Annotated in this window: 28 protein-coding genes; 16 read left to right on the plus strand and 12 right to left on the minus strand. The window is 67.0% G+C overall.

Going from position 1 to position 25,482, the window contains the following annotated elements:
* The first annotated feature begins 3 nt into the window (after positions 1-3).
* The 5 genes from E0L93_RS03570 (at position 4) to E0L93_RS03590 (ending at position 5,199) form a co-directional block, all read left to right on the plus strand.
* Positions 4-1,581, plus strand: coding sequence for a murein hydrolase activator EnvC family protein (locus E0L93_RS03570; RefSeq protein ID WP_132688554.1), 1,578 nt, complete (start codon positions 4-6; stop codon positions 1,579-1,581).
* 139 nt (positions 1,582-1,720) lie between these two features.
* A complete protein-coding gene (gene egtB, locus E0L93_RS03575; RefSeq protein WP_132688557.1) occupies positions 1,721-3,013 on the plus strand; it encodes an ergothioneine biosynthesis protein EgtB in 1,293 nt (430 codons plus the stop codon).
* Positions 3,014-3,069: 56 nt separating this feature from the next.
* Positions 3,070-3,876, plus strand: coding sequence for an ergothioneine biosynthesis protein EgtC (gene egtC, locus E0L93_RS03580; protein WP_132688560.1), 807 nt, complete (start codon positions 3,070-3,072; stop codon positions 3,874-3,876).
* Entirely contained in the window at positions 3,873-4,841 is a 969-nt protein-coding gene (gene egtD / locus E0L93_RS03585; RefSeq protein ID WP_132688563.1) for an L-histidine N(alpha)-methyltransferase, read from the plus strand. The genes egtC and egtD overlap by 4 nt, the downstream gene beginning before the upstream one ends.
* 34 nt (positions 4,842-4,875) lie before the next feature.
* A complete protein-coding gene (locus E0L93_RS03590) occupies positions 4,876-5,199 on the plus strand; it encodes a cupin domain-containing protein (protein WP_132688566.1) in 324 nt (107 codons plus the stop codon).
* A gap of 12 nt (positions 5,200-5,211) precedes the next feature.
* On the opposite strand, the gene E0L93_RS03595 is transcribed toward E0L93_RS03590, so the two are convergent.
* From E0L93_RS03595 to E0L93_RS03605, 3 genes are read right to left on the minus strand one after another with little or no spacing between them, the layout of a single operon-like run.
* On the minus strand, positions 5,212-5,421 hold the full coding sequence (locus tag E0L93_RS03595) for a heavy-metal-associated domain-containing protein (protein ID WP_132688569.1): 210 nt from the start codon (positions 5,419-5,421) through the stop codon (positions 5,212-5,214).
* Between the two features lie 14 nt (positions 5,422-5,435).
* The gene (locus tag E0L93_RS03600) at positions 5,436-5,744 is read right to left on the minus strand and encodes a metal-sensitive transcriptional regulator (protein WP_132688571.1); all 309 of its coding nucleotides are present in this window, start codon (positions 5,742-5,744) and stop codon (positions 5,436-5,438) included.
* 15 nt (positions 5,745-5,759) lie between these two features.
* A complete protein-coding gene (locus E0L93_RS03605; protein WP_132688574.1) occupies positions 5,760-8,243 on the minus strand; it encodes a heavy metal translocating P-type ATPase in 2,484 nt (827 codons plus the stop codon).
* Between the two features lie 132 nt (positions 8,244-8,375).
* Here E0L93_RS03605 and E0L93_RS03610 point away from each other — a divergent pair, with 132 nt between their 5' ends.
* Positions 8,376-9,629, plus strand: a complete 1,254-nt coding sequence (locus E0L93_RS03610; RefSeq protein WP_132688577.1) for a glycosyltransferase — start codon at positions 8,376-8,378, stop codon at positions 9,627-9,629.
* 5 nt (positions 9,630-9,634) lie between these two features.
* On the opposite strand, the gene mreB is transcribed toward E0L93_RS03610, so the two are convergent.
* Positions 9,635-10,759 (minus strand): rod shape-determining protein, encoded by a 1,125-nt coding sequence (mreB, locus tag E0L93_RS03615; protein ID WP_132688580.1) that lies wholly within the window; start codon positions 10,757-10,759, stop codon positions 9,635-9,637.
* Between the two features lie 493 nt (positions 10,760-11,252).
* On the opposite strand from mreB, the gene E0L93_RS03620 reads away from it, so the two are divergent.
* Together E0L93_RS03620 and E0L93_RS03625 are read left to right on the plus strand one after the other, a co-directional pair.
* A complete protein-coding gene (locus E0L93_RS03620) occupies positions 11,253-11,909 on the plus strand; it encodes a Crp/Fnr family transcriptional regulator (RefSeq protein ID WP_132688583.1) in 657 nt (218 codons plus the stop codon).
* 25 nt (positions 11,910-11,934) lie between these two features.
* Complete coding sequence (locus E0L93_RS03625) at positions 11,935-12,288, plus strand: STAS domain-containing protein (RefSeq protein ID WP_279387440.1); 354 nt, start codon at positions 11,935-11,937, stop codon at positions 12,286-12,288.
* 10 nt (positions 12,289-12,298) lie between these two features.
* On the opposite strand, the gene E0L93_RS03630 is transcribed toward E0L93_RS03625, so the two are convergent.
* Positions 12,299-12,514: a hypothetical protein gene (locus E0L93_RS03630; RefSeq protein ID WP_132688588.1), complete on the minus strand. Its 216-nt coding sequence runs from the start codon at positions 12,512-12,514 to the stop codon at positions 12,299-12,301.
* A 101-nt stretch (positions 12,515-12,615) separates the two neighbouring features.
* Between E0L93_RS03630 and E0L93_RS03635 the strand changes: the two genes are divergently transcribed.
* On the plus strand, positions 12,616-13,542 hold the full coding sequence (locus E0L93_RS03635; RefSeq protein WP_132688591.1) for a bile acid:sodium symporter family protein: 927 nt from the start codon (positions 12,616-12,618) through the stop codon (positions 13,540-13,542).
* Here E0L93_RS03635 and E0L93_RS03640 read toward each other — a convergent pair.
* A complete protein-coding gene (locus tag E0L93_RS03640) occupies positions 13,539-14,399 on the minus strand; it encodes a metallophosphoesterase family protein (protein WP_132688594.1) in 861 nt (286 codons plus the stop codon). The genes E0L93_RS03635 and E0L93_RS03640 overlap by 4 nt on opposite strands.
* Before the next feature lie 65 nt (positions 14,400-14,464).
* Between E0L93_RS03640 and E0L93_RS03645 the strand changes: the two genes are divergently transcribed.
* Together E0L93_RS03645 and E0L93_RS03650 are read left to right on the plus strand one after the other, a co-directional pair.
* Positions 14,465-15,406, plus strand: a complete 942-nt coding sequence (locus E0L93_RS03645) for a DMT family transporter (RefSeq protein WP_132688597.1) — start codon at positions 14,465-14,467, stop codon at positions 15,404-15,406.
* Positions 15,407-15,446: 40 nt separating this feature from the next.
* Positions 15,447-16,340: a DMT family transporter gene (locus tag E0L93_RS03650; protein WP_132688599.1), complete on the plus strand. Its 894-nt coding sequence runs from the start codon at positions 15,447-15,449 to the stop codon at positions 16,338-16,340.
* Between the two features lie 20 nt (positions 16,341-16,360).
* Here E0L93_RS03650 and E0L93_RS03655 read toward each other — a convergent pair whose 3' ends face one another.
* Positions 16,361-17,635: an ABC transporter substrate-binding protein gene (locus E0L93_RS03655; protein ID WP_132688602.1), complete on the minus strand. Its 1,275-nt coding sequence runs from the start codon at positions 17,633-17,635 to the stop codon at positions 16,361-16,363.
* 374 nt (positions 17,636-18,009) lie between these two features.
* Between E0L93_RS03655 and E0L93_RS03660 the strand changes: the two genes are divergently transcribed.
* The 4 genes from E0L93_RS03660 to E0L93_RS03675 all read left to right on the plus strand — a co-directional run bounded on the left by E0L93_RS03660 (position 18,010) and on the right by E0L93_RS03675 (position 21,370).
* Positions 18,010-18,885, plus strand: coding sequence for a branched-chain amino acid ABC transporter permease (locus E0L93_RS03660; protein ID WP_132688605.1), 876 nt, complete (start codon positions 18,010-18,012; stop codon positions 18,883-18,885).
* Complete coding sequence (locus E0L93_RS03665) at positions 18,882-19,796, plus strand: branched-chain amino acid ABC transporter permease (RefSeq protein WP_132688607.1); 915 nt, start codon at positions 18,882-18,884, stop codon at positions 19,794-19,796. The genes E0L93_RS03660 and E0L93_RS03665 overlap by 4 nt, the downstream gene beginning before the upstream one ends.
* 82 nt (positions 19,797-19,878) lie before the next feature.
* Positions 19,879-20,628 (plus strand): ABC transporter ATP-binding protein, encoded by a 750-nt coding sequence (locus E0L93_RS03670; protein WP_279387441.1) that lies wholly within the window; start codon positions 19,879-19,881, stop codon positions 20,626-20,628.
* Positions 20,621-21,370: an ABC transporter ATP-binding protein gene (locus E0L93_RS03675; RefSeq protein ID WP_132688613.1), complete on the plus strand. Its 750-nt coding sequence runs from the start codon at positions 20,621-20,623 to the stop codon at positions 21,368-21,370. Before E0L93_RS03670 ends, E0L93_RS03675 begins: the two co-directional genes overlap by 8 nt.
* On the opposite strand, the gene E0L93_RS03680 is transcribed toward E0L93_RS03675, so the two are convergent.
* The 4 genes from E0L93_RS03680 to E0L93_RS03695 form a co-directional block, all read right to left on the minus strand.
* On the minus strand, positions 21,371-21,997 hold the full coding sequence (locus E0L93_RS03680) for a YqaA family protein (protein ID WP_207890310.1): 627 nt from the start codon (positions 21,995-21,997) through the stop codon (positions 21,371-21,373). It lies immediately after the preceding gene.
* 73 nt (positions 21,998-22,070) lie between these two features.
* Positions 22,071-22,895: an ABC transporter permease subunit gene (locus E0L93_RS03685; RefSeq protein ID WP_132688616.1), complete on the minus strand. Its 825-nt coding sequence runs from the start codon at positions 22,893-22,895 to the stop codon at positions 22,071-22,073.
* A complete protein-coding gene (locus E0L93_RS03690; RefSeq protein ID WP_243638089.1) occupies positions 22,888-23,787 on the minus strand; it encodes an ABC transporter ATP-binding protein in 900 nt (299 codons plus the stop codon). The genes E0L93_RS03685 and E0L93_RS03690 overlap by 8 nt, the downstream gene beginning before the upstream one ends.
* 35 nt (positions 23,788-23,822) lie before the next feature.
* Complete coding sequence (locus E0L93_RS03695; protein ID WP_132688622.1) at positions 23,823-24,308, minus strand: GbsR/MarR family transcriptional regulator; 486 nt, start codon at positions 24,306-24,308, stop codon at positions 23,823-23,825.
* A 129-nt stretch (positions 24,309-24,437) separates the two neighbouring features.
* Between E0L93_RS03695 and E0L93_RS03700 the strand changes: the two genes are divergently transcribed.
* On the plus strand, positions 24,438-24,854 hold the full coding sequence (locus tag E0L93_RS03700; RefSeq protein ID WP_132688625.1) for a (R)-mandelonitrile lyase: 417 nt from the start codon (positions 24,438-24,440) through the stop codon (positions 24,852-24,854).
* Between the two features lie 9 nt (positions 24,855-24,863).
* Here E0L93_RS03700 and E0L93_RS03705 read toward each other — a convergent pair whose 3' ends face one another.
* Positions 24,864-25,481, minus strand: a complete 618-nt coding sequence (locus E0L93_RS03705) for a hypothetical protein (protein WP_132688628.1) — start codon at positions 25,479-25,481, stop codon at positions 24,864-24,866.
* Position 25,482 lies beyond the last annotated feature (1 nt).

Genomic DNA, 25,482 nt, shown 5'->3' on the forward strand with positions numbered 1-25,482 from the left:
GCTTTGAGATCCAGAATCCTTTATCCCACGAGCGGTGGCTTCGTCAGAATCCTTCTGTTCGCCGGCGTCGTAGCTCTGGCAGCGATCCTCGCCGCCAGAGCCGATACCCAGACGCCTGAGATAGAAGACAAACGGGCGCAGGCGGCCCAGGTGCAGGCCGAAATACAGGCCACGCTGCAGGCCGTCGCCGAATCCCAGGCCGCATACAATCAGGCGCAGGCCGAGCTGCAGGTCGTTAACGCCCAGCTCCGGCAGAACGCGGGGGAGCTGCAGCGAACCGAGCGTGAACTGCAGGCGGCGCAGGAGCGGCTCTCGGAGCGGGCCCGGAGCGCTTACCGCTCCGGCGGCGTGGCGTTCCTGGACGTGCTGCTCTCGGTGCGGTCCTTCGGCGAGTTCTCGCACCGGGTGGAGTTCGTCTTCTACATGATTCAAGAGGACCGGGCCGCCGTGCAGGAGGCTCAGGAGATCAGGGACCGGCTCGCCGGCCAGCGCGCGGAGTTGCGCCGGCAGCAGGGCCAGCAGGCGCAGCTCGTGACAGAGATGCGGCAGAGCCGGGCCGCCATAGAGGTCCGGCTGCAGCAGCAGCGGGAGATGCTGGACTCGCTGAACGCCGAGGTCGCGCAGCTGGTGCGCGAGGAGCAGGCGCGGCAAGCGCGCGAGGCCGCCGAGCGTCGGGCAGAGCTGGCCGCAAGGGCCGCAGAGGAGCGGCGCGAGCAGAACCGGCCCGTGACGGCTACCGTCCCGCCGCCGCAGCCGGAGCCCGCCCCGGCAGAGCCGCAGCCGGAGCCCGCGCCCGAACCGCCGCGCGCCGCCGCCGCCGAACCGGTGCCGCCCGAGCCCGAGGCTCCGGTCGAAGAGCAGTACGCCGAGCCGGAGACCCCAGCGGAGGAGCAGTACGCTGAGCCGGAGACCCCGGCGGAGGAGCAGTACGTCGAGCCGGTGCTGCCCGAGCCGGAGTACCACGAGCCCGAGGCCCCGGTTGAGGAACAGTATGTAGCGGAGGAGCAGTACTCCTTTGAGGACCAGAGCGCGGTCCAGGAGCAGTACGCCGAGCCGGTCATAGACGAGCCCGCCTACCACGAGCCGGAAGAGGCAGCCGAGGAGGCTCCGGTCGAGGAGGAGGAGTTTGCGCCGCAGCCGGCGGACCCGACGGCCCAGGCGCTGCTGGAGAACCCGAACATCACGATGTACCCCGGCGTGCGGGAGGACATCGCTTCGGGCAACGTGGACCCGCGGGTGCTGGAGGTCATCGCGTTCGCTGCCTCCCGGTACACGATAACTCTCTCGGCCATCAAGACCGGCCACCCGTATGCCGACTCCCCGACGCTGGACGCTCTGGGGTACTACGGTTTTCCGAACGCCCACTACTTCTACCGGGCGGTGGACATCTCGGCGGTCAACGGAGCTCCGGTCTCGCCGGGCAACTCCGCGGCGTATGAGCTGGCCGCGGCCATCTACAGCAACTTCGCTCCCGAGGAGCTGGGCAGTCCCTGGGCCTTCGGGCCGGGCTCGTTCGTAGACGCCCTGCACCAGGACCACATCCACGTGGGCTGGACCTACGCCGCCGACGGCGGTATCTGAGCGAAAGCGATCGTAAAGAACGGCGCCCCTCTCCGGGTTTCGGGAGGGGCGCTTCTCTGCCTTTCAAGGGTTGGTAATCTCCGCAGGCGGGGTAAGCTAACGGGGTGGGCCTGCACACTCACCGGAGGAGGAAGGAGCAGTGTCAGAGAGGAGCGAGAAGGGGCGCATCGTCCGGGATCTCACGGAAGCCCGCGAGCGCACGCGGTGGCTGCTGGAGCCGCTCTCCGATGAGGATCTGAAGGCCCAGCACGACCCGATCATGAGCCCCATCATCTGGGACTTCGGGCACATCGGGAACTTCGAGGATCTGTGGCTCGTGCAGAAGCTGGCCGGAGGCTCCCCCGACCCCGAGCTCAACGACATCTACGACGCCTCCAAACACTCCAGGAGCGAACGGCCCTCCCTGCGGCTGCTGGACCGGGAGGGGGCGGAGAGGTACCTGGGGGAGGTGCGCCGGACGGCGCTGGAGATTCTGGAGCGGGTAGACCTCTCCTCTGAGGATCCGCTGCTTAGGGACGGCTTCGTCTACAACATGGTCCTCCAGCACGAGTACCAGCACAACGAGACCATCCTCCAGACCCTCCAGCTCAAGAAAGGCGAGGGGTACAGACCCGAGGGCCAGAAGCTGCCGGAGGGCGGCGGGGTGAGTGAGGAGATGGTTCGGGTCCCCGGGGGGCCGTTCGTGATGGGCACCGACGACCGCCGGTGGGCCTACGACAACGAGCGCCCGGCGCACGAGGTGAACCTCCCGGACTTCCGCATAGACGCAGCCCCCGTAACCAACGGAGCGTACATGCGGTTTATGGAGGACGGTGGCTACGAGCGGCCGGAGCTGTGGGATGCGGCGGGCTGGGAATGGGTCCGCGAGGAGGGGATCTCCGCGCCTAAGCACTGGTACCAGAGGGAGCCGCACGACTGGTGGACGGTTCGGTTCGGCTTCCACGAGCCGGTGGACCCGCTGGCCCCGGTCGTGCACGTCTCGTGGTACGAGGCCGACGCGTACGCCCGGTGGGCCGGCAAGCGGCTCCCCACCGAAGCCGAGTGGGAGAAGGCGGCCTCCTGGGACCCCGAGCGGGAATCCGGGAGGCTCTATTCGTGGGGCGACGAGCCCTGGAGCCCGGAGCGCGCCAACCTGGACCAGCTCGCCTTCCGGACCGCCCGGGTCGGGGCCTACCCGGGAGGCGTAAGCGCCTGCGGATGCCACCAGCTGATCGGGGACGTCTGGGAGTGGACCGCGAGCGATTTCGAGCCCTACCCGGGCTTCGAGGCCTTCCCCTACCGCCAGTACTCGGAGGTCTTCTTCGGGGACCGGTACAAGGTGCTGCGCGGCGGCTCGTGGGCCACGCGGCCGGGCGCGATCCGCAATACCTTCCGCAATTGGGACTTCCCCATCCGGCGCCAGATCTTCGCCGGGTTCCGCTGTGCTGAGTAGAGCGGCGCGTCCCCACTCCGGGGACCGCCTCAATCTGCAACCCGGAGCCTGAAGAGATGTGCCGCTTCGCAGCTTACCTGGGGGAAGGGGAGACCAGCCTGGCTTCGCTCGCGCTGGAGCCCGAACACTCGCTGCTCCGCCAGAGCTACGCCCCGCGGGAGATGCGCTCCGGGGTGGTCAACGCCGACGGCTTCGGCGCCGGGTGGTACGCGCCGGAGATAGACGACGAACCCGCCGTCTACACCTCCGTCCGGCCCATCTGGGCCGACCGTAGCTTCGCCAGCATCGGGCGCAAGATCCTCGCCCGCTGCATCTTCGCTGCCCTGCGCAACGCCACGCCGGGGCTGCCGGCCGAGGAGAGCGGCGTCCCGCCGTTCGCGAGCGGGAGGCTCCTCTTCATGCACAACGGTGCGATCCGGGACTTCCGCAATACGGCCATACGCCGCCTGCGCCGGGAGCTGAGCGACGAGGCGTACGCGGGCCTGCTCGGCGTCTCCGATTCGGAGACGATCTTCGCCCTGCTCGCAGACCGGGTGAGGGAGGGCCGGCCTCTCGAAGAGGCAGCCGCGCAGACCGTACGCCGCGTGGCAAAACTGTGCTCCGGAACTCCCGCCGCGCTCAACCTCGCAGTGACGGACGGGCGGGCGATGGTCTTCACCCGCTACTCGGAGCCGGGCCCCGGGAACTCGCTCTACGTGCTGGAGGACGGGGCGGCGTTCCCGGAGGCGGTCGTGGTGGCCTCCGAGCCGCTGGACTCCGATCCCGGCTGGCGAGCGGTCCCGGACCGGCACGTGCTGGCCGTGGACGGGAAGCGCGGCGTGGCTCTGCGCGCGCTCGATGCGGAAGGGAGAACCCGGAGATGATCCGGATAGAGACTCTGGAGGCCCCGGGAAGGCCGGAGACCGGAGAGGAGGTCCGGACCGGGCTGACGGCCCTCCCCAAGGATCTCTCGGCCGCACCCCGGTACTTCTACGACGAGCTGGGATCGGAGCTCTTTGAACGCATAACGCAGCTGCCGGAGTACTACCAGACGCGGGCGGAACACTCCATCCTGCGGGAACGGTCGGACGAGATCGTGGCCCGCAGCCGCCCCGGCGAGCTGATCGAGCTCGGCTCCGGCTCGGCGGGCAAGACCCGGACGCTGCTGGACGCCCTGCGGCGCGCGGGAGGTCCGGTGCGCTACGCGCCGCTGGATGTGAGCGGGGCAGCGCTGCGCGAGAGCGCGCGGCGGCTGGCGCGGGAGTATCCCGGGATCCGGATCCGGGGCTTCGCCGGGGACTTCAACGGACCGCTGGACCGGGTGCTGGAGGGAGCAGGACGGCGGCTCGTGGTCTTCCTCGGCGGCACGGTCGGCAACTTCACCCCGGCCGCGCGGCGCGAGTTCCTGGAGAAGGTGCGCCGGGGACTCGGGCCGGGCGACCGCTTCCTGGTCGGGCTGGATCTGGTGAAGGACCGCGCCACGCTCGAAGCCGCGTACAACGACTCCGCCGGGGTGACGGCCGAGTTCAACCGCAACATGCTGCGCAATATAAACCGGGAGCTCGGCGGGGACTTCGACCCCGAAGCGTTCGAACACCGCGCCTTCTACAACGAGCGGGACTCGCGCATCGAGATGTGGCTGCAAGCCACCGGGGAGCAGGAGGTGCGGGTGCGCGAGCTGGACCTCACCGTCCGCTTCGCCGCGGGCGAGGGCGTACGGACCGAGATCAGCGCCAAGTTCACCCGCAGGACCGCAGGAGAGGTCTTCGCCGAAGCCGGGTTCCGGCTGGAGAATTGGTACACCGACCGGGAGGGACTCTTCGGGCTCGCGCTCTTCCGGGTGGGCTAGAATGGGTGCGTCCGCAATCTGCAGGGAGGAGCGTATGGAGACTCGCCGCATCGCAGACGCCGTCGCCTTCTCGGAAGAGAAGATGCGCAAGAACAGCCTCTTCGACTCGGAACGGCTCTTCTACGACGTGTACTGCCTGCTGCCCGGACAGGCCCAGAAGGTGCACGCGCACGAAGGCTCGGACAAGGTCTACTACGTGCTGGAGGGCACGGGGCGCTTTACGGTAGGAAACGAGGAGCGGGATCTGGATCGCGGACACGCCGTGATCGCCCGCGCCGGCGAGCCCCACGGCGTCCGCAATGAGTCCGGTGAGAACCTCGTCCTGCTGGTGACGATGGCCCCGCCGCCACGGCACTGATTCGCGCTCCGGCTAGGCCGCCACGCTGTAGCCGGCGTTCTCGATGGCGAGCCGGATCTGCTCCTCGTTCGCCCGCCCCTCGTCGAAGGCAACCTCTACCTGCTTGGTGTCCGGGTCGGCGCCGGCGCGTTCGACGCCCGGCAGCCGGCCCAGGGACTCCTCGATGGCCGCCTTGCAGTGGGCGCAGCTCATGTCCGGGACGGTGAGCCTGATCCGCTTCATGGTATCGCTCCTCTCTAGACTCTCAGGAAACGCTCGACGGCGGAGACCACCTCTTCTATCTTCTCGTCCGCCTCATCACGCCGCTCCACGGCGTGGCGGACGCAGTGGTCCATGTGGTCCTTGAGGATGAGCAGCCCGACCTTCTCGGTCGCGGCCACTATGCTGCCGAGCTGGGTCAGGATGTCTATGCAGTAGGCGTCCTCGTCCAGCATCCGCTGGATACCGCGCACCTGACCCTCTATGCGCCGCAGCCGGTGCCGCAGCTTCTCCTTGTCGCCGGCCCTGATGTAGCCGTGCGCCGTGTTCTCCGGTGTCGTTTCCATACACTCCCTCCTGACCTAGATCTTTACCCGCCGCAGCCGGAGAGCGTTGGTGACCACCGAGACGGAAGAGAAGGCCATCGCCGCCGCCGCGAGCATGGGGTTGAGGAACCCGTACTCGCCTAAGACCGGCCGCAACGCCTCCGGCACGCCGCCCCCGGCGAAGAGCGGGTAGAGCGCCCCCGCCGCCACCGGGATGAGCAAAACATTGTACGCGAAGGCCCAGAAGAGGTTCTGCCGGATGTTGCGGATCGTGGCCTTCGAGAGCCGCACGGCCCGCGCGACGCCCCGCACGTCCCCGGAGATGAGCGTTATGTCCCCGGCCTCCATCGCGACGTCGGTGCCGGTCCCAATGGCGATCCCCACATCCGCCCGGGCAAGCGCCGGGGCGTCGTTGATGCCGTCCCCGACCATCGCGACGATCTTGCCCTCTTTCTGCAGCTTCGCAACCTCATCGGCTTTCTCCTGCGGCCTCACCTCGGCCAGCACGCGGTCTATGCCGAGCCGGCGCGCTACGGCCTCCGCCGTGCGGCGGTTGTCGCCGGTGATCATGGCGACCTCAAGCCCCATCCGGTGCAGCTCCTCTATCGCCTCCTTAGACTCTTCCCGGACGGTGTCCGCCACCGCGACGAGACCGGCCGGCCGGCCGTCCACCGCGACGAATACCGGGGTCCGGCCCGCCGCAGCGAGCCGGTCGGCCTGCAGGGCGAGCCCGTCCTCCGGAACACCGGCCTCCTCCAGGAAGCGCCGGCTGCCGACCAGGACCTCGCGGCCCTCGACAGCGGCCTCTATCCCGCCGCCGCTCACGGCACGGAACCCTTCGGCTCCGGCGAGATCCACGCCGCGCCGCCGGGCTCCCTCGACGATGGCCTCCCCGAGAGGGTGCTCAGAGCCGCGCTCTGCGGAGGCCACAAGACGCAGCAGCTCCTCCTCGGAGAGCCCGTTCGCCACCACCACGTCCGTCACCTCCGGCCGGCCGCGGGTGAGCGTGCCGGTCTTGTCCAGCACGACGGTGGTGAGCCTGTGGGCCTTCTCCAGAACCTCGCCACCCTTTATGAGCATGCCCATCTCCGCCCCCCTGCCCGTACCGACCATGATCGAGGTCGGGGTGGCAAGCCCCAGAGCGCACGGACAGGCGATGATGAGCACCGCGACGAAGTTGAGCATCGCGAAGGTGAAGGCGGGCTCGGGGCCGAAGAACCACCAGACCAGGAAGGTGGCGATCGCGATGGCTATCACGATGGGGACGAAGATCCCGCTGATCCTGTCCGCGAGGCGCTGGATGGGGGCCTTGGAGCCCTGCGCCTCCTCAACCATGCGGATGATCTGGGCGAGCGCCGTGTCCTTCCCGACGCGGGTGGCCAAGAAGCGGAACGAACCGCTCCCGTTGATGGTCGCCCCGATGACCTCGTCGCCCGGCCGCTTGGTGACCGGCATGGGCTCGCCGGAGATCATGGACTCGTCCACCGAGGACTCGCCGCCGATGACACGCCCGTCGACCGGTATCTTCTCGCCCGGCCGCACGACCACGATGTCTCCTACCCGCACGTCCTCCACCGCAACGTCCCGCTCCTCGCCGCCGCGCACCACGCGCGCCGTCTTCGCCCGCAACCCGGCGAGCTTCCTGATAGCCTCGCCGGTGCGGCCCTTGGCCCGGGCCTCCATCAGCCGGCCGAGCAGGATGAAGGTGGTGATCACGGCCGCCACGTCATAGTACACGTCCGCCCGGTCGGCGAAGAGCTGTGGCGCAAAGGTGACCGCCGTGCTGTAGAGGTACGCAGCACTGGTCCCGATAACGACCAGCGTGTTCATGTTGGTCTGGCCATGCTTGAGCGCTCCCCAGGCCCCCCGGTAGAACTGCGAGCCTACCAGGAACTGCACCGGGGTGGTGAGCAGGAAGAGCGCGAAGTTGAGCCAGGTCATCGGAACCGGGCTCGGAAGCCCGGTCATGTGCGGCAGGCTGCCAAGGAGAACCAGCGCCGAGAGCACCGCACCCAGAATGACCTTGTTCCGCAGCTTCCGGTACTCCAGGTCTCGAAGTTCGCCCCCGGGCTCTTCTCCTTCTTCCTCCCGGGACACGCCGTACCCGGCGTCCTGCACGGCCCGGCCGAAGTCCTCAATCCCGGCCACACCGGAGAGGTGCTCCACGGTGGCCTTCTCGGCCGCCAGATTCACGCTGACGTCTATGACCCCCGGCACGTCCCGCAGCGCCCCCTCAACGCGGCTCACGCAGCTAGCACAGCTCATCCCGGTGACCCCGAAGCCGGTACGGCGTATCTCAACACCGTACCCGGCACCCTCTATGGCCCCGAGAAGATCCTCCGGACCCGCAAGCCCAGGGTCGTAGACCACGCTCGCCCGGCCGGTAGCAAGGTTCACACCAGCCTCCACCACACCCTCGACACCCGAGAGCGCCCTCTCCACCCGCGCCGAACACGCCGCGCACGACATGCCCGTTACCGGGATGGAGATCGCAACCAGCCCGTCCTTGGTCTCGGTCATCTACTCACCTCCCCGATCATCATACCATACCCCCCAACCCTATCAACGACGGTGGTGGTGTTTTCGCCGGGAAGTGCGGGTAGTAGTAACCTATTCTGAGGGCAAGGTTTTGCGTCTTTCCGGAGGTGGAGGATGCTGGAGGCCGTGGACATCGGCACGCAGCACGTGGGGTGTTATGAGGATGCTGCCGGCGGTGAGGTGGTGGCTCGGCTGGAGGAGTTGGCCGGGCCTCTGCGCGGGGCTCGCGTGCTTCACCTCAACGCCACGCCCTACGGGGGTGGGGTGGCTGAGATTCTGCGCTCTGAGGTACCGTTGCTCCGGGATCTCGGGTTAGATGCCGACTGGAAGATCATCACCGGCGACGAGAAGTTCTTCTCGGTGACCAAGAAGCTCCACAACGCTCTGCAGGGGGCTGAACAGGAGCTGAGCGCTCAGGAGCGGGAGACCTACATAACCCATTCCGTCCGCAACGCGCACCTTCTGGAGGAGCGGTACGACCTGATCGTCGTCCACGACCCGCAGCCGCTGGCTCTGCCTCACTTCTACGGCGGGGACGGGACGAGGTGGCTCTGGCGGTGTCACATAGACACCTCTGAGCCCAATCCCCGGGTATGGGGTTTTCTCGAGCCGTATCTTTCGGAGTACGATGCGGCGGCCTTCACGCTGGAGGGCTTCGTGCCTCCGGGATTCCCGGTCGAGCGGGTGGAGATCATCCCGCCCGCCATAGACCCGGAGAGCCCCAAGAACCTGGAGCTCAGGCCCGCCACCGCCCGGCGCGTCCTGCAGTGGATCGGGGTGGAAGTGGAGAGGCCGCTCATCACTCAGGTTTCGCGGTTCGACCCCTGGAAAGACCCTCTGGGCGTCATAGAGGCGTACCGGCTCGTCCGGGAGGAGTTTCCGGAGTCGCAGCTGGCCCTGGTGGGCTCGATGGCTCTCGACGACCCGGAGGGGTGGGAGATCTACCACAACATCCAGGAGGCCGCCAGAGAGGACGAAGGGGTGCACGTCTTCACCAACCTCACGGGCGTGGGCAACATCGAGGTGAACGCCTTCCAGCGCTACTCCGACGTGGTGATCCAGAAGTCCATCCGGGAAGGCTTCGGGCTGGTCGTCTCGGAGACTCTCTGGAAGGAGACGCCGGTGGTGGCCGGGCGTGCCGGCGGCATTCCGCTGCAGGTAGAGGACGGGGTCAGCGGTTATCTGGTGGATTCCGTGGAAGAATGCGCCGGGCGGGTGATAGAGCTGCTACGGCAGCCCGGGAAGGGCCGGGAGATGGGGGTGAGGGGCCGCGAAGCGGTGCGCGAGAAGTTCCTGCTCCCGCGCCTGATCTCCGACGAGCTACGTCTCTACGCGGAGTTGCTCGGGGTGTCGCTGAAGGCGGTTTAGGCTCTCTAATCACCGGGGAGGAGGGAGCTGTGGTGATGGTCCATCTCCTCCAGGGCGCGCCCGGCTCCCAGGGTCACGCACTCCAGCGGATCGTCTGCAACGTGAACGGGCACCCCGGTCTCCCGCCGCAACCGTTCGTCCAGGCGCCGCAGCAGGGCGCCCCCGCCGGTCAGCACCATCCCCACATCCATGATGTCCGAGGCCAGATCGGGCGGCGTTCGGTCCAGCGTGTCCCTCACCGCCGCCACGATCGCCTCCACCTGCACGCCTATGGCCTCCCTTATCTCCCCGCCGCTTACGGTGATGGTCTGAGGGAAGCCGCTCAACAGGCTCCTGCCCCTCACCTCGACCGACCGCTCCTCTCCGGGCGGCAGAGCGCTGCCCAGCTCCATCTTGAGCCGCTCGGCGCTTACGGGTCCGACGGTTAGCTTGTGCTCCCGCTGGATGTAGGTGGCGATGGCCCGGTCCAGATCCTCACCCCCGATACGGATGAAGGATCTGGTCACGATACCTCCCAGGGAGATCACGGCCACCTCGGTCTTCCCGGCCCCCAGATCCACCACCATGGAGCCCCGCGGCTCGCTCACCGGCAGCCCGGCTCCGATCGCCGCCGCCAGCGGCTCCTCGACAACGAACACCTCCCGCGCTCCGGAGAACTCAACGGCCTCCCTGAGGGCCCGGATCTCCACCCGGGTGGCCTCCGAGGGCACACACACCACAACCCGCGGCCCGATCAGGGAGGAGAGCAGGGGCCGCCGTACCTGAGAGATGAAGTGCGAGAGCATCTGCGCCGTGAGCTCGAAGTTGGCGATCACACCCCTCCTCAGGGGCCGCACGACGGCTATGTTGCCCGGAGCGCGTCCCAGCATCTTCCGGGCCGCCGCTCCGACCGCAAGGAGCCTCTCCGTTGCAACCTCCACCGTCACGACCGAAGGCTCGAAGAGTGAAACCCCCTCGCCCCGCACGAAGATCCTGGTGTTTGCGGTGCCCAGATCCACCGCCACATCTCCCCCGAAGAGCCTCGCCCCCAAGCCCCTGTCCAGCCTCCCGCCCTCAGCCGCCCGGCGAACCCAGATCCCGGCCACCGGATCCCTCAGAACTCTGAAGCTGTCCTTCAGCGGAACCCGCATCTCTATCGGCAGGATACACGCGTACCCACCCGCTCCGGAGCGTACTCTCAGGCACCGAACGCCTGCGCGAGACGTGCCCGCTCCTATTATATCCCTCCCGCCCTAAGGGGACGGCCCCCCTCCGTACGAGATCCAAGACGCTCCCCCTCACCCGTCCCCCGGGAAAACCGGTGCCCCGCCGTCCCTGCCGAGAGGGGGGACTGTGATGAGTGTAGGGACTTGATGTGCGGGACACCGGCCCTCTCCCTTTCCCCGCCCCAATAGAAGCAGGGAACCGGATTCTCACAAAGATGGTAAAAGTTTTCAGTGCGCCCGGATACGAAAACACGGCGAATTTTTCCGGGAAAGATCCGGACGCCCGCAGGTTTGTGAGTATAATTTCTACATAGCACTTATTCTAAACATGTGAGGTGGGCACTTGTCCCGTCGCCTGCAGACGACAGGACAGGGAGGGAGTTCCTCTGCGAGGGCGAAGGAGCGGAGGCTTGCGCGGGTGGAGGTATTCAAGCCGCTCCTTGGGGGGGAGCGGTTGAGGGAGCTGGCCCTGAGTCTGCCGGAGGTGAGGCTTGGGAGGGGAGAGTCTTTCCGCACGGCGGATTATGCCGGGGCGTTCTTCGTGGTTCTCGAGGGGCGGGTGCGGGTGTACGCAGTGCTGAGAGAGCGGGAGCTCACCCTGCTGGTAGCGGGGCCGGCGGAGATCTTCGGGCCTGCGGGTTCGGGAGGGGCGATGCCGCAGGAGTGGGTGCGGGCCATGAAGCCCGCGCGGATAGCCATCATGAGTTGTGAGGTCTTCGAGGAGCTGGTTATGGAGCGGCCCGAAGTGGGAATGAGGATGGTGGATCTGCTCGGGAAGAGGCTGGCTCTCTACCGGGAAGTGCTGGCAAACGTCTGCTTCGGGAGGGTGAGGGAGCGGCTGAGCCGCCTCATCCTGCAGCTGGCCCGGAGAGAAGGCGTGAGGGCGTCCGGGGAGATAAAGATCCGAACCCGCTACACTCACCGGGAGCTGGGCACCATGATCGGGGCCAACCGCGAGGCGGTCACCAATACTCTGCTGCAGCTGCGCAGGGCCGGGGTGGTGAAGATGGCGGGTAGGCACATACACGTGGTGGATATCCGGGGCTTAGAGCGGCTGGCGGGCGGGGATAGTTAGGAGAGCCAACATCTACTCCGCGCTGCTGCCGGAATCGCCGCCGGTAGGGGTCGTGGTCGCGGGCGGCGAGCTGGAGGCGGAGCGGTCTGGCGAGCTGGAGGCGAACCTGGAGAGGGCCGCGAATCTCTCCGGTTCGCGGCCACGGGTCGTCCTGGACCTGAGCCGGGCCACCTTCATGGACGTGGAGGTGCTGCATGCGCTGAGGGGGGCGGGGAGGGCTCTGGAGGGTGCCTCCGGGGCGCTGGCCGTGGTGGCCGGAGAGGGTTCCTGGGCCCGGCGGCTGATCCGGTTAAGCGGGTACGGCGATGAGTTTCATCTCTTTGCCAGCTTCGAAGAGGCGACCGCCTGGCTGACCGGACGCTCTCTCTCCGGCGGTTAGGGCCGCGAGCTCAGTCTCTGCGCGTGTCCTTGAGTATCTCCGTGATCTCGGAGATCAGGGCCTGCCGTTTGTCCGGCGGCAGGTCGCGGGGGTGGATGGTCTGCTTGTCGGAGTGCAGGTTTCTCAGTTTGGCCTCTTCGGAGAGGTACTGGTCTATCAGCCGGACTATGGCGTCCACCTTCTCCCGCGGGAGGCCGTCGCCGCCCCGGGTGAGTCTACTCCACATACTGCGCAGGCTGCTCCTTCGTCCCGGTTGCATGCAGAAGCGATTATAACCCCTCCCGGGGGATTGTCAGGGCCGGGCGGAGGTGTTTTTATGCGGCCACAATGGCGAAGGCTCTCGGCCATCTGAAGGTGCTGGAGGAGAACCTGCTCCTCTTCGTGCTCGCGACGGCGGCTCTGGGACTGGCCTTCCCGGTGCTCGGTGAGGCTCTGTACCCGGCCGTCACCCTCCTGCTGGCGCTGCTGATGCTCTGCGTTAGCCTGACCTTCGACTTCGGCGCCGTGCGGCGGGTGCTCGGGCGGCCCTCCTACCAGCTCGCCGCGACGCTGCTCGTCTACGGCCCGATGTCGCTCGCGGGGCTCCTGATCGGGCGCCTGTTCTTCGGCTCCGGACCGCTGGCCACGGGGCAGGTGCTCGTAGGGGTGCTGCCCACAGACGTCTCGGCGCCGCTGCTGGTGCTGCTGGGGCGGGGCAACGTAGCGCTGGCTGCGGTCCTGAACGCCGTGAACACCGCGCTCGCGCCGTTCGTGGTGCCGCTCTTGCTCTTGCTGCTGACCGGCGTGCGGTTCGAGGTTCCCGTGGGGCTGCTAATCCTGGAGCTGTGCCTGGTGATCCTCGTGCCGATGGCTGCGGGAATCCTCCTGCGCACCCGTTACCCGGCGGCCACATCCCGCTTCGACCCGGTCTACTCCTTCGGGTCCTCCCTGACCTACCTCTTGCTGCTGCTGGCGGTGATCGGCCCCAACGCCGGGATCATCCTGGATTACGGACCTTACGCGCTGGTCATCCTGCTGGCGCAGATCGCGCTCAACGCTGCCGGCTATGGGTTCGGAGCGGCCATGCGGTGGTTCGCCGGCAGCCGCGAGGATCAGATAGCCTTCCTATTCACGGTGAGCAAGAAGGAGTTCACCATAGCCGCCGCCGTGGTGGTCGCCAGCGGGCTGCCCGGGGAGATCCTGGTCCCCGCCGTATTCTACGCGGTGGTGCAGATGATCACCTCGCCGCTGGTGGTGCGGATTCTGAACCGCTAGGCGGAGTGCGGCACGGCGGAGCGCCGGAAGGTGTGGACCATAGACGGGCGGAAGCCCTTCATCCGCTCCCAGGTATGGGTGCTTATCTCCATCTCGCCGTCGGTGATCTCAACGACGTTGAAGCTGGAGCGCCGGCCGGCACGCAGGCGGTTGGAGATGGTACCGGCGGTGGAGATGACCAGCCCGCGCTCGGTAGTCTCGACGTGGTGGATGGCCTCCTGGTGGTCGTGGCCGCAGAGCACCAGCTCGACCCCCATGTCGGCGAAGGCGGCCAGCGCCTCTTCGGTATTGGCGAGTCCGTGGCGGCCCGAGATCTCACCCCTTATGGGGTTGTGGTGGATCATGATGATCCGCGCCGCGCCCGGGTCCGCGCGCCGGAACGCCTCCCGGGCCTTCTCCAGACCCCGCCGGGGCACATGCCCGATCACGCCCAGGTCCCGGATGCGCCGGGTGAGCGAGCCGCGCGAGATGCCGTGGGCGGTGTTGATCCCGGCGATGACCGCTTTGGACAGCTCCAGCGAGGGGTTGAGCTCGCGCGAGATGTGCCGCCGGTAGCGCCGGTACTTGAAGCCCGGGCGGCGGCGCCTGAAGAGGCCCAGGCTGTGCGCTATGGCCCACATCCATCGCACGTCGTGATTGCCCGGCACCACTATAACAGGGGCGACCTTCCGGATCGACGCCAGAAACCCGGCCGCCCGTTCGAACTCGTGCTCTGTGCACCGCTGCGTGAGGTCGCCCGAGACCGCAACCGCCGCGGGCCGCAGCTCCCGGATGGACTCCCCCAGGGCGTTCAGGCGGCTCATCGCCAGGGGCCGCCCGAAGTGCAGGTCCGAGATGTGCATGATCCTGGTCACCACCTTTAATTTACCTGAGCCGGGCCGCCCGTAAAACCTTCCGGCGGCCGGTGGTAGGATTGGAGTCCATGCTGCGCCGGTCCGGGACAGGTTTCAGGCTCTCCGCGTACCTCTTCCTCGCGCTGGCTCCGCTGCTCTGGGCGGGGAACTTCGTGTTCGGGCGGGTGCTGGTGGAAGCGCTGCCGCCGTTCGGGCTGAACCTGCTGCGCTGGGTCCTGGCCTGCGCCATCCTGGCACCGCTCGCCCTCCGGTGGGAGGGCGGCATCCCGGTCCCGCCCCGCCGGCTCTGGCCCGCCCTGCTGGGCATGGCGGTCTCTGGGGTACTTCTCTTCAACTCGCTCGTATACCTGGCGCTCACCGAGACCACGAGCATCAACGCCTCGCTAATCAACGGCGCGACCCCCATACTCACCATAATGCTGGCGGCCCTGATCGGGCTCGACCGCCTGAACGGGCTGCGCGTCTTCGGGGCGGCGCTCAGCCTCTTCGGGGTGGCCTGGATCGTCTCGCGCGGGTCGCCGGAGGCACTGCTCGGGCTCACCTTCAACCGGGGCGACGTCATCATGCTGGCGGCGGCGCTGATGTGGGCCGGCTACACGGTCCTCGCCCGGCAGGTGATGGGCACGCTCTCGCCGCTGGCGGCCACCACCATCACCTCGCTCCTCGGACTGCCGATGCTGCTGGCGGTGGGAGGGTACGAGCTCGCCACCCAACCCGTCGGAGAGATGACGCCGGTGGTGATCCTGGGCCTGCTCTACGTCGCCGGCGGAGCGTCGGTCGCAGCGTTCCTGGCCTGGAACACCGGCATCGAGCGCGTGGGAGCCGCCCGCGGGGCGGTGTTCCTGAACCTGGTGCCGGTCTTCACGGCCATCCTGGCCGTCCCGGTGCTGGGCGAGAGCCTCGCGGTGGCCCAGGTGGCGGGCGGGCTGCTCGTGATCTGCGGCGTGACGGTCGCCGCCACGCTGGGGCGGCCTGGATCTCACACAAAACCTCCCCGAAGAGCGCGCTGAACCGTCCCCGGGCCTTCCGTTGCTGTAGAATGGCGCGGCCGTGGAGCGTCTGGTATACACGCTGCTGCTGGTCGGGGTCACGGCCGTCTGGGGCTGGACGTTCGTCGTGGTACGCGACGCGGTCGCCGTCTACAGCGTACTCGGGTTCCTGGCGCTCCGCTTCGCCGTGGCGAGCGCGGCGCTGCTGGGCTTCGCAGGGTTTCGGATCTCGCGCCGCGAGCTGGCGGTGGGCGGTGCGATCGGGCTCGTGCTGGCAGCCGCCTACCTGCTGCAGACGCTGGGACTGCGCTTCACCACGCCCACGAACTCCGGTATTATCACCGGCCTCTTCGTGGTCTTCGCTCCCATAGCCGACCGGGTGCTGTTCGGCGTGCGCCCCGGGCGGCAGGTCCTTATCGCCGTGGTCCTGAGCGTCGCGGGGATCGCGCTGGTGGCCGGGGAGAGCCCGGAGGAGGTGCGGGTGGGGGACATTCTCACCGTCCTCTGCGCGCTGGCGTTCGGGACGCACATCGCCCTGCTCTCCCGCTACTCCCGCTACCACGACACGACGAACCTGGCGTTCGCCCAGATCCTCTCCATGACCCTCGTCTTCCTCTTTCTATGGCCCTTCTTCGAGCCCGTGGAGCCTCCCCCGGCCGGGGTGTGGCTGGCGATCATACTCACCGGCCTCGTCGCCTCGGCGCTGGCCTTCTACATCCAGACGCTCGTACAGCGGCGGCTTCCGGCGGCCCAGACCGCGGTCATTCTCACCATGGAACCGGTCTTCGCCGCGCTCTTCGGCTACTGGCTCGCCGGAGACCGCCTGACGCCGGTGCAGCTGGCGGGCGCCACTCTCATCCTCTCGGCGCTCCTTATCGGGGAGGTGCTGCCGGCCCTGCGCCGGACGCGCAAGAAGAGCCGAGGGGCGGTCCCGGGGGACCGCCCCTCCTCCTGAAAAGCTCCGGGGCAGATATACTACCCGCTCTCGGGCGGCGAGATCAGCTCGACCCGGACGACCTCACCACCTTGGAACTCCCAGAGCTCGTAGTCGGAGGTGACGTCGCCGTTCTCGTCGAAGTCCTGAGAACCGGCCGCACCCTCGTAGTTTATGTCCTCACCGGCGGCGGCCCGCTCCAGCCCCTCGCAGATGTCGGCGGGCAGGATCTCGGCCCCCTCCCGGGAGACATCCTGCAGGTTGTCCCGGATGTCCGGACCCTCGGTGCTGCCCGCCGCCGCAGCGGCCAGGGCGGCCAGCATTACGGCGTCGTAGGTGTTGGCCGAGAAGGTGCCCGGCTGGCCGTCGAACTCCTCCTGATAGGCTGCGTTGAAGTCGTCGATGCCCGGCCCCTCGGCGGCCGGCCGGGTGCCGCGCTCGCCGTCGAGGCTATCTCCCACGGCCTCCGGGAACTCGGGATCGGCCAGACCGTCGGTGAAGAGGAACGGAACTTCGCCGACAAGCCCCTGCTGGATGGCGGCCTGCATGATGGCCGCGCCGGTCTCCGGGAAGGCGACCAGCAGGATAGCGTCCGGGTCACCAGAAGCCGCCTGCTGCACCTCGGAGCTGAACTGGGTCCCGGCCGGGTCGTAGGCCACGTTGGCCGCCACCTCGCCGCCGGCCTCGGTGAAGCTCTCCTCAAAGACCCGGGCGATGCCCTGACCGTAGTCGTCGTTCAGCGCCAGCACGTTCACCGTCTCGTAGCCCGCATCTTGCGCTATCTGAGCCAGTATCACGCCCTGGAAAGCGTCTGAGGGCGTGGTGCGGAAGAAGTAGCCGTTGTCCTCGTAGTCCGTGAAGTCCGGGCTGGTGGAGGCCGGCGAGATCTGCACCACCTCGTTCACCGCCGCCGTGTCCAGCACCGCGAAGGAGACGCGGCTCGCTGCAGCGCCCACGATGACCGAGACGTTGTCGGTGTTGATCAGCTTGTCGGCCGCCGTCGCCGCCGTCTGCTCGTTCGTGCCGTCGTCCTCGTGGATCATGTTGATGGTCATCGTGCCGCACTCATTGAGCTGCTGGGCGGCAAGCTTCGCACCGTTCTCCATGGCCGGGCCGAACTGGGCCAGATCCCCGGTCAACGGCAGAACGGTCCCGATGTTCAGCTCCAGCCCGCTCAGATCTCCCTCCGCCGGAGCCTCGCCGTCGGCCGGCTCCTCACCCTCTCCGGTGTCCCCGGCCTCTCCCCCGCAGGCCCCCAGAACGAACATCGCGGCCAGAAGCAGGCCAAGGAGTTTCAACCTGGGTACCTCTAACAACGCAACACCTCCTCTTCGGGTTCATGACTTCCGAGCCCGCGAGAGCCGTCCCCCAACTCAGAGGTGGGCGCCCCGGACACCACCACCCGGAGGCCGGGGTCGCAAACCCGGCCGGAGTCCGGCACCGAAGCGAGCGGGAAAGACCCTTTCACACCCCTGAAGCTCCCAGCTATCTCGGATGGACAAGTAATAAACTCCGCAATTAATATATTTTACGGCCGGCTTTCGCGCAACCTTTGCGCCGCAGAAGCTTACCGGTCAGAGTTGAGATTTTTATAACAATTTGCGTGCAGGGGCACGCGCGCCGCTTGACATACGGGGTGGTGTGAGGCAAAAATTTGCCAGATTCTTATGTTCCGGATGTAAGGGGAAGTTTGGAGGAAGCGCTTCAGCTTATCGCCAACGGGGTGGTTATCGGCTCGGTAATAGCCGTATCGGCCGTCGGGCTGTCGCTGGTGTTCGGGGTATTGAAGCTCATCAACTTCGCTCACGGCGACTTTCTGACGCTCGGGGCCTTTCTGGCGCTCACGGGCGTAGGGCTTGGTCTGCCGCTGTATCTGGCGGCCATCCCGGCGATAATCGGGGGGGCTCTGGCGATGGGGGTTCTGGAGAAGGTCTTGTGGAAGCCGATGCGCGAGCGGGGGGCGTCCACGGTCAACCTGCTGATCATCTCCATTGGGCTGGCGCTGGTCTTGCGGCACGTGATCTTCTGGGTCTTCGGCGAGAGGACCCGGAGCTACATGCCGCCCTCCCCGCGCATAGACCTCGGGCTCTTCGCCCTCACGCCGCAGGACATAATAATCATCTTCGGCAGTGCGATCGCGCTGGTCGGCACCGGGCTGATGCTGCAGAAGACCCGCATCGGGACGGCGATGCGGGCGCTTGCGGACAACCGGGACCTGGCTGAGGCCAGCGGCATCAACGTCAACCGCGTTATCCTCTACACCTGGCTCATCGCCGGGGCGCTCACGGCCTACGGCGGTATCCTGCTGGGGTTGCAGGGCCGGGTCTTCCCCAACATGGGGTGGTTTTTGCTGCTGCTGGTCTTCGCCGGGGTCATCCTGGGCGGCATCGGCTCGGCCTACGGGGCCATGATCGGCAGCCTACTGATCGGGGTGGTTCAGGAGCTGGCGACCCACTCGGCCATCGGGCTGCCCGCCGACCTGAAGACCAGCGTGGCCTTCCTGGTGCTGATTCTGGTCCTCCTTATAAGGCCCCAGGGCATACTGGGTAGGAAGCAGGCGCTGTGATCGCGTACTTCCAGAGCGTGCTGATCACGGCCGGGATCTTCGCGATCCTGGTGCAGGGGTTGAACTTGCACCGGGGGTTTACCGGGCTCCTGAACTTCGGGCATGTGGCCTTCTTCGCCGTGGGCGCGTACACGATGGGCGTCCTGACGACACAGTTCGACGTACCGCTCCTGCCGAGCTTCCTGGCGGCGATGGTGGCGGCGACGCTGCTCGGGGTCATAGTGGCGCTGCCCGCCATCCGGCTCCGGGCCGACTACCTGGCGATAGTCACGATCACGATCGGGGAGATCTTCCGCCTCATCCTGAAGTCCGGGCCGGTGGTTACCGAGTACACCCGCGGCCCGCGCGGCATCCGGGGCTACTCCACCGAGTTCTACTTCTTCCGGGAGAACATCGGGCTCGGATTCCTGGACCCGCAGCAGTACCTGCTGCTCGTGGTCTGGACGACGGTGGTTCTGGTGGGGATTCTGCTCTATGTGCTGCTGCAGAGCCCCTGGGGCCGGGTGCTGAAGGGCATCCGGGAGGACGAGGACGCCGTGCGGGCGCTCGGCAAGAACGTGACAGCATACAAGATCCAGTCCTTCGCACTCGGCGCCGCGATAGCCGGGCTGGCCGGGGTGTTCTTCGCGATGGACATCGGCAGCCTGGCGCCGGACACCTACCTGCCGATCATCACCTTCCAGGCATGGACCATCATGCTGCTCGGCGGGATGGGCACGCATCTGGGACCCGTGGTAGGGTCTATAATATTCTGGTCGATCTTCAACGCCACGCTCTTCATCCCCGGGGTGTCCGGGGCGGAGGCGGCGTACCTGCGGCAGATCGGGATCGGCGCGCTGATCATGCTGATCATCATCGTGCGGCCCCAGGGCATCCTGGGCAACCGGGAGGAGATGGTTCTCGATAGATAGCAAACCCGACAGCCAGCCCATCCTGGAGGTAGGCGACGTACACCTGAGCTTCGGCGGCCTGAAGGCCGTAGACGGGGCCACGCTGGAGGTCGAGCCCGGCAAGATCACGGCCCTCATCGGTCCCAACGGCGCGGGCAAGACCACGCTCTTTAACATCATTACGGGCTTCTACAGGCCGCACCGGGGCCGGATAATCTTCGACGGCGAGGACATCACCGGCAAGCGGCCGCACGCCATCGCCAAGCGGGGACTGGTGCGCACCTTCCAGCTCACCCGGGCCCTGAGCAAGATGACGGTGCTGGAGAACATGATGATCGCGGCCCAGGACCAGACCGGAGAGAAGATGTTCGCGGCCTGGGTGGTGCCGTGGGCCATCCGGCGGCAGGAGAAGGAGAACCGCCGGCGGGCGCTGGAGCTGCTGGAGCTCTTCAACCTGATAGACAAGAAGGACGAATACGCGGCCCGGCTCTCGGGCGGGCAGAAGAAGCTGCTGGAGCTGGCCCGCGCGCTGATGATGCGGCCGAAGATGATCCTGCTGGACGAGCCGATGGCGGGTGTGAACCCCACGCTGGGGGCGCGCCTGCTGGAGCACGTGCAGGAATTACGGAACGAGGGCATGACCTTCGTGCTCGTCGAGCACGATATGGACGTGGTGATGCGGGTCTCGGAGCAGGTGATCGTGATGGCCGACGGGAAGGTGATCACGCAGGGCACCGCCGACGAGGTGCGCCGGAACCAGCAGGTGATAGACGCCTACCTGGGCTCCGGCGGCGGAGCGGTGGACGAGGCCATAGACGAGGTGCTGGGCGGAGAGAGGTCTTCGGATGGCTGAGCGCGACGGCCTGCTGCTGGAGGCCAGGGACTTGAAGGTCGGGTACGTCCCCGAGGTGAACATCGTCAACGGCTGCGACGTGGAGCTCCGGCGGGGCGAGCTGGTGAGCATCATCGGGCCGAACGGGGCCGGGAAGTCCACCCTCATCAAGGGCCTCTTCGGTCTCGTCCCGGTGCGCGGGGGGACGGTCCGGTTCAAGGGCGAGGACGTCACCAACGCTCCTACTTACCGGCTGGTCGAGATGGGCATCGGTTATGTCCCGCAGACCGAGAACGTCTTCCCGAGCCTCACGGTCGAAGAGAACCTGGAGATGGGGGCCTTCCTGAACCCCAAGGTCATAAAGGACCGCTACGAGGTGATCTTCGAGTGGTTCCCGATGCTCAGGGACCGCCGCGGCCAGCGGGCCGGGACCATGAGCGGCGGCCAGCGGCAGCTCGTGGCGCTCGCCCGCGCGCTGATGCTGGAGCCGGACGTGCTCTTCCTGGACGAGCCCTCGGCAGGGCTCTCCCCCTCCAACGTGGACCTGATCTTCGAGCGTATCCGGTTCATCAACTCGGAGGGCGTGGCGATCCTGATGGTCGAGCAGAACGCCCGCCGGGCACTCGCCATGAGCGACCGCGGCTACGTGCTGGAGATGGGCCGCAACCGCTTCTCCGGCCCCGGCCGGGAGCTTCTGAACGACCCGAAGGTGGTGGACCTCTACCTGGGCGGCCGGGCCTCCGGCGGAGAGACCGCGGGCTAGCTACTTCAGCGCCTTGCGGCGCTTCTCGGCCGCCTCGCGGCGGGCGAGGTAGCGGCCGGCGTACCTCACGGCGACGAACCCCCCTACCAGCAGCACCATGAACGCGATCGTCAGCAGCTCGAAGTATTGGTCTATGAGGTGCTGGATCGAGGGTCCGAAGATGAGGATCAGGGCACCCACCAGGAAGAACCGTCCCCCCCGGCCCAGGAGCGAGGCCAGCATGAAGCGGGGGAAGTTCAGGCGGGCCATGCCGCCGGTGATGGTGAAGACCTTGTAGGGGATGGGAGTGAAGGCCGCCGCGCCGATGGCCCACACGTCGTAGCGGTGATACAGGCGCTCGGCGGCCAGGATCTTCTCCTTGCTGAAGAGCCTTTCTGCCACCGGACGCCCGCCTTTGAGCCCGACAACGTATCCCAGCGCCGCACCCAAGACCGACCCCACCGTGCAGATCCCGGCGAATATCAGGGCCATCGCCGGGCTGCCGACCGCCATCGCGATCAGGAGCGGATCCGGCGGGATGGGGAAGAAGCTCGACTCCCAGAAGGCGAAGATGAAGAGCGCCGCCATCGCGTACGGCGACGCCGACCACGCTATCATCCACTCAACGGCGCTGTGTATGAAGTCCAAAAGCCTCAACCTCTCGACGGAGACCGCAAGAAGCAAGTATACAGACCCGGAGGGGCCCGGAGAAGGGCCCGGGCTACGTGTAGATGTCCCGGCGGCGGAAGACCGGAATCGCGAGCGCCATCAGCGCGACCGCAGCCGCCGCAACCCCGGCGAAGTGCGCCCAGTCTATGCCGTTCTCGATCGGAGCTCCGTAGTAGTAGAGGACGGAGAGATACTTGATGCTCTCCAGCTCCTCGACGAGCCCGCTGATAACGTTCATCAGGTACATCCCGAAGAGCAGCACCCCGGGTACCGCAACCGCCAGGGCGCGCCGGTGGAAGGCTGCCGAGCACAGGAGCGCCATCCCGCCAAAGAACATGCAGGCCGGCCACAGGCTCAGAACGGCCTCAATCGTCCTGCCCGCCGAGAGCTCCACGCCCAGAAGCGCCGCCGGAACCCAGGTGAGAACCCCCACTATGGCGAGGACGCCGAGCAGCGAGATCGCCACGGCTAGGAAGCCGCCAACCACGAGCTGCCAGCGCGGGATGGGGTTGCCGAGCAGCACGTCCAGGGTGCCGCGCTCCTCGGCCCCGGCTATGGCGCCGGCGAGCGCCAGAATCGGGAAGAAGGAGAGCGCCAGCGGTGCCAGCCAGTTGAAGAACTGACCGCCCATGTAGGCCTCGGGCGTGGCCAGACTCGTGATCCCGAAGGCCTCCAGAATCGCCTGCGGATAGGCCTCCAGCAGCTGTTCGAACTGGGGAATCTGCTCCTCCACCGCAGCATAGGACGCAACTATCATGGCGGAGTAGAGCCCCAGCAAGCCCCCCCAGATGATCCCGCCGCGAACCCGCATCCGCACCTCGTGCCACACCAGAGCGGCCAGCGTCCCAGACGGCTTCTTGTAGACCGGCTCATCCATCGTTATTCCTCCCGGAACCACCGTAGTAGGTGAGGAAGATCTCCTCCAGACTCGGACGCTCGTACTCCATGTTTACCAGCGTGTGCCGCGCCGCGAGCTTGACCATCCGGTCCAGATCCCCGTACAGGGTGAACGAAAGCTCCGGGCCCTCCGCCCGGAAGCTCCGTACGCCCTCCAGCGCCCTGAACGGCCGCGGGTCCACGGGCTCGTCGAAGACGAGCCGCACGTGCCGGAAGGATTTGTTTATCAAGGCATCGGTCGGCTCCACGTCTACCAGCTCGCCGTCGCGGATGATCCCCACCCGGTCACATACCCGCTCGACCTCGCTCAGCACGTGCGAGGAGAAGAAGACCGTGCGGCCCTCGCCGCGCAGCTCCCGAACTATCTTGAGGAACTCCTCCTGTACCAGCGGATCGAGGCCACCGGTCGGCTCGTCGAGTATCAACAGCGGCGGCCGGTGGAACATGGCCTGTACGAGCCCGATCTTCTGCTTGTTCCCCCGCGAGAGCCGCCTCATGGGCCGGCTCAGGTCGGCGCCGAGCCTCTCGGCCAGCTCGTAGGCGTAGCCGAGATCCTTCACACCCCGCAGCCGGGCGAAGAACCTGAGCAGCTGCTCGCCGGTCAGCCGGTCTTCCAGCGCGAACTCACCGGGCAGATTACCCACGTTCGCCCGGATCCTGACGCTGTCTTTCACCGTGTCCAGCCCGAATACCTCCGCCCGCCCGCTCGTGGGGTGCAGGAAATCCAGAAGCACCCTTATGGTCGTCGTCTTCCCCGCCCCGTTGGGCCCCAGAAAACCGAAGACCTCGCCCTCCTCCACACTTAGCCCCACATCCCGTATGCCGCGGCTCCTGCCATAGGTCTTGGTGAGGTTCTCGGTTTTTATCACCACACCCACTCTACACCCCTTCCGAAGAACAACCCCGACTACCCGCCGGTGCGCTTCCTAACCCGCCCCCTCCGCTTCTCCTCCTCCCAAAGCCGCATGAAATGACCCATCTGCTTCTCCCAGAAAGCATAGAAGTCGCGCATCTCCTCCAAACTCTCCCGGGCATCCGGTGTTGCGGGATCTAGCAGCTTCAGCCCCCTCTCCGCCAGCGCAACGAACTCGGAGATCCGCCCGGCCTGCCGCCGCACAGTCTCCTCCCAGGCATGCGGCCTGACACTGAAATAATCGCGCCGCTCCCCGGGCCGGGTGAACCGCCGAATCATCCCCATCTGCTCCAGCGTACGCGTCGCCGCGCTGATCGAACCGCGACTGGCCCTCAAGATCCTCGCCAGCTCCCCGGCCGAAAGCTCGGGCGGCTCCGAGATCATGAGCGCCCCCAAAACACGCCCCAGCATCCGCGATCCCCCCACCCGCTCGAAGAAGAGCCCGAACTCCTCTATGTACTCCAGCTTCTCCTCTTCCATGCCACCATCCTACATCGGTTTTTCAATACTTTCAATATTTACTGAAAATAATGACCTGGGCAGGGTTTTGCGGTGCGGGGATTTCCGCCGCGGTATACTGGCGGCTCGAGCGAGTTTCGGGAGGGTGTCATGCAGATCACCAGGAGTGGCGGTACCGAGACCACGGTCGGCCCGGGCGAGTGGTTTACCGGCACGGTCTACATAGATCCGGTAGCGACGCCTTCGGGGTCTTCGCGTCTTGCGGCCCTCAGCGTTCACTTCACGCCGGGTTCGCGGACTGCCTGGCACACGCATCCGAACGGCCAGACCATCTACGTTACGGAGGGGGTGGGGCTCTGCCAGCGCCGGGGAGGGTCTGTGGAGGTGATTCGCCCCGGCGACCGGGTCTTCTTCGAGCCGGGCGAGGAGCACTGGCACGGCGCCGCTCCTGGGCACTTCATGACCCACATAGCTATGCAGCAGACGGACGAGGAGGGGAACGCCGCTCTCTGGGGGGAGCACGTCTCGGACGAGGAGTACGGTGCCGCGCCGTCCACCGGCGGTTGAGGCGGCGCTCTATCCTCCGAAGAGGCGGCTCCAGAAGCCGCGGTTTTTGAGGGCTTTGATCTCGGCCTCCAGCCGGGCACGTTCCTCGGCCAGTTCGGCCTTCTCTTCCAGGAGCCTCACGCGCTCCTCGATCAGGGCCTCCCGCTCCCGCTCCAGCCGGGCCTTCTCCTCTTCAAGGGTGGAGATGGTCTTCTCCTGCAGCTCGCGCTGGAACTCGACCAGGTTCAGGCGCTCTATCTCCGACCAGAGGCGGTCTATCTCCATCCGGGCGGCGTCGCGCTCCTGCTGGACCTCTTCCAGCCGCCGGGTGCGTTCCTCCAGTCGGGTCTTGTAGTCCTGGCCCTGCTGCAGCAGGCGCTCGTAGCGTTCGAAGGGGACCGCGGGCAGGCCGGAGCGGGACTCGCTCTCCTCGCCCATCACCTCGCCCTCGAAGATCTCCTCGTCGTCCACCTCTTCCTCCAGAGATCGCGCAAGCTCCTCCACTTCGGAGATTTTAAAACCGAATCTCTCTCCTTGAGGGGGCTCGTGCGCGGCGAGGCGGCCCTTCTCTACAAGGCTCAGGACCTCGTCCGGTGAGCGGCCCAGGATCTCCGCCGCCCGTTCCAGACCGATGCGCTCCTCCGCCATA

The sequence above is a fragment of the Rubrobacter taiwanensis genome (genome assembly GCF_004337705.1).
GTDB classification, from domain to species: domain Bacteria; phylum Actinomycetota; class Rubrobacteria; order Rubrobacterales; family Rubrobacteraceae; genus Rubrobacter_C; species Rubrobacter_C taiwanensis.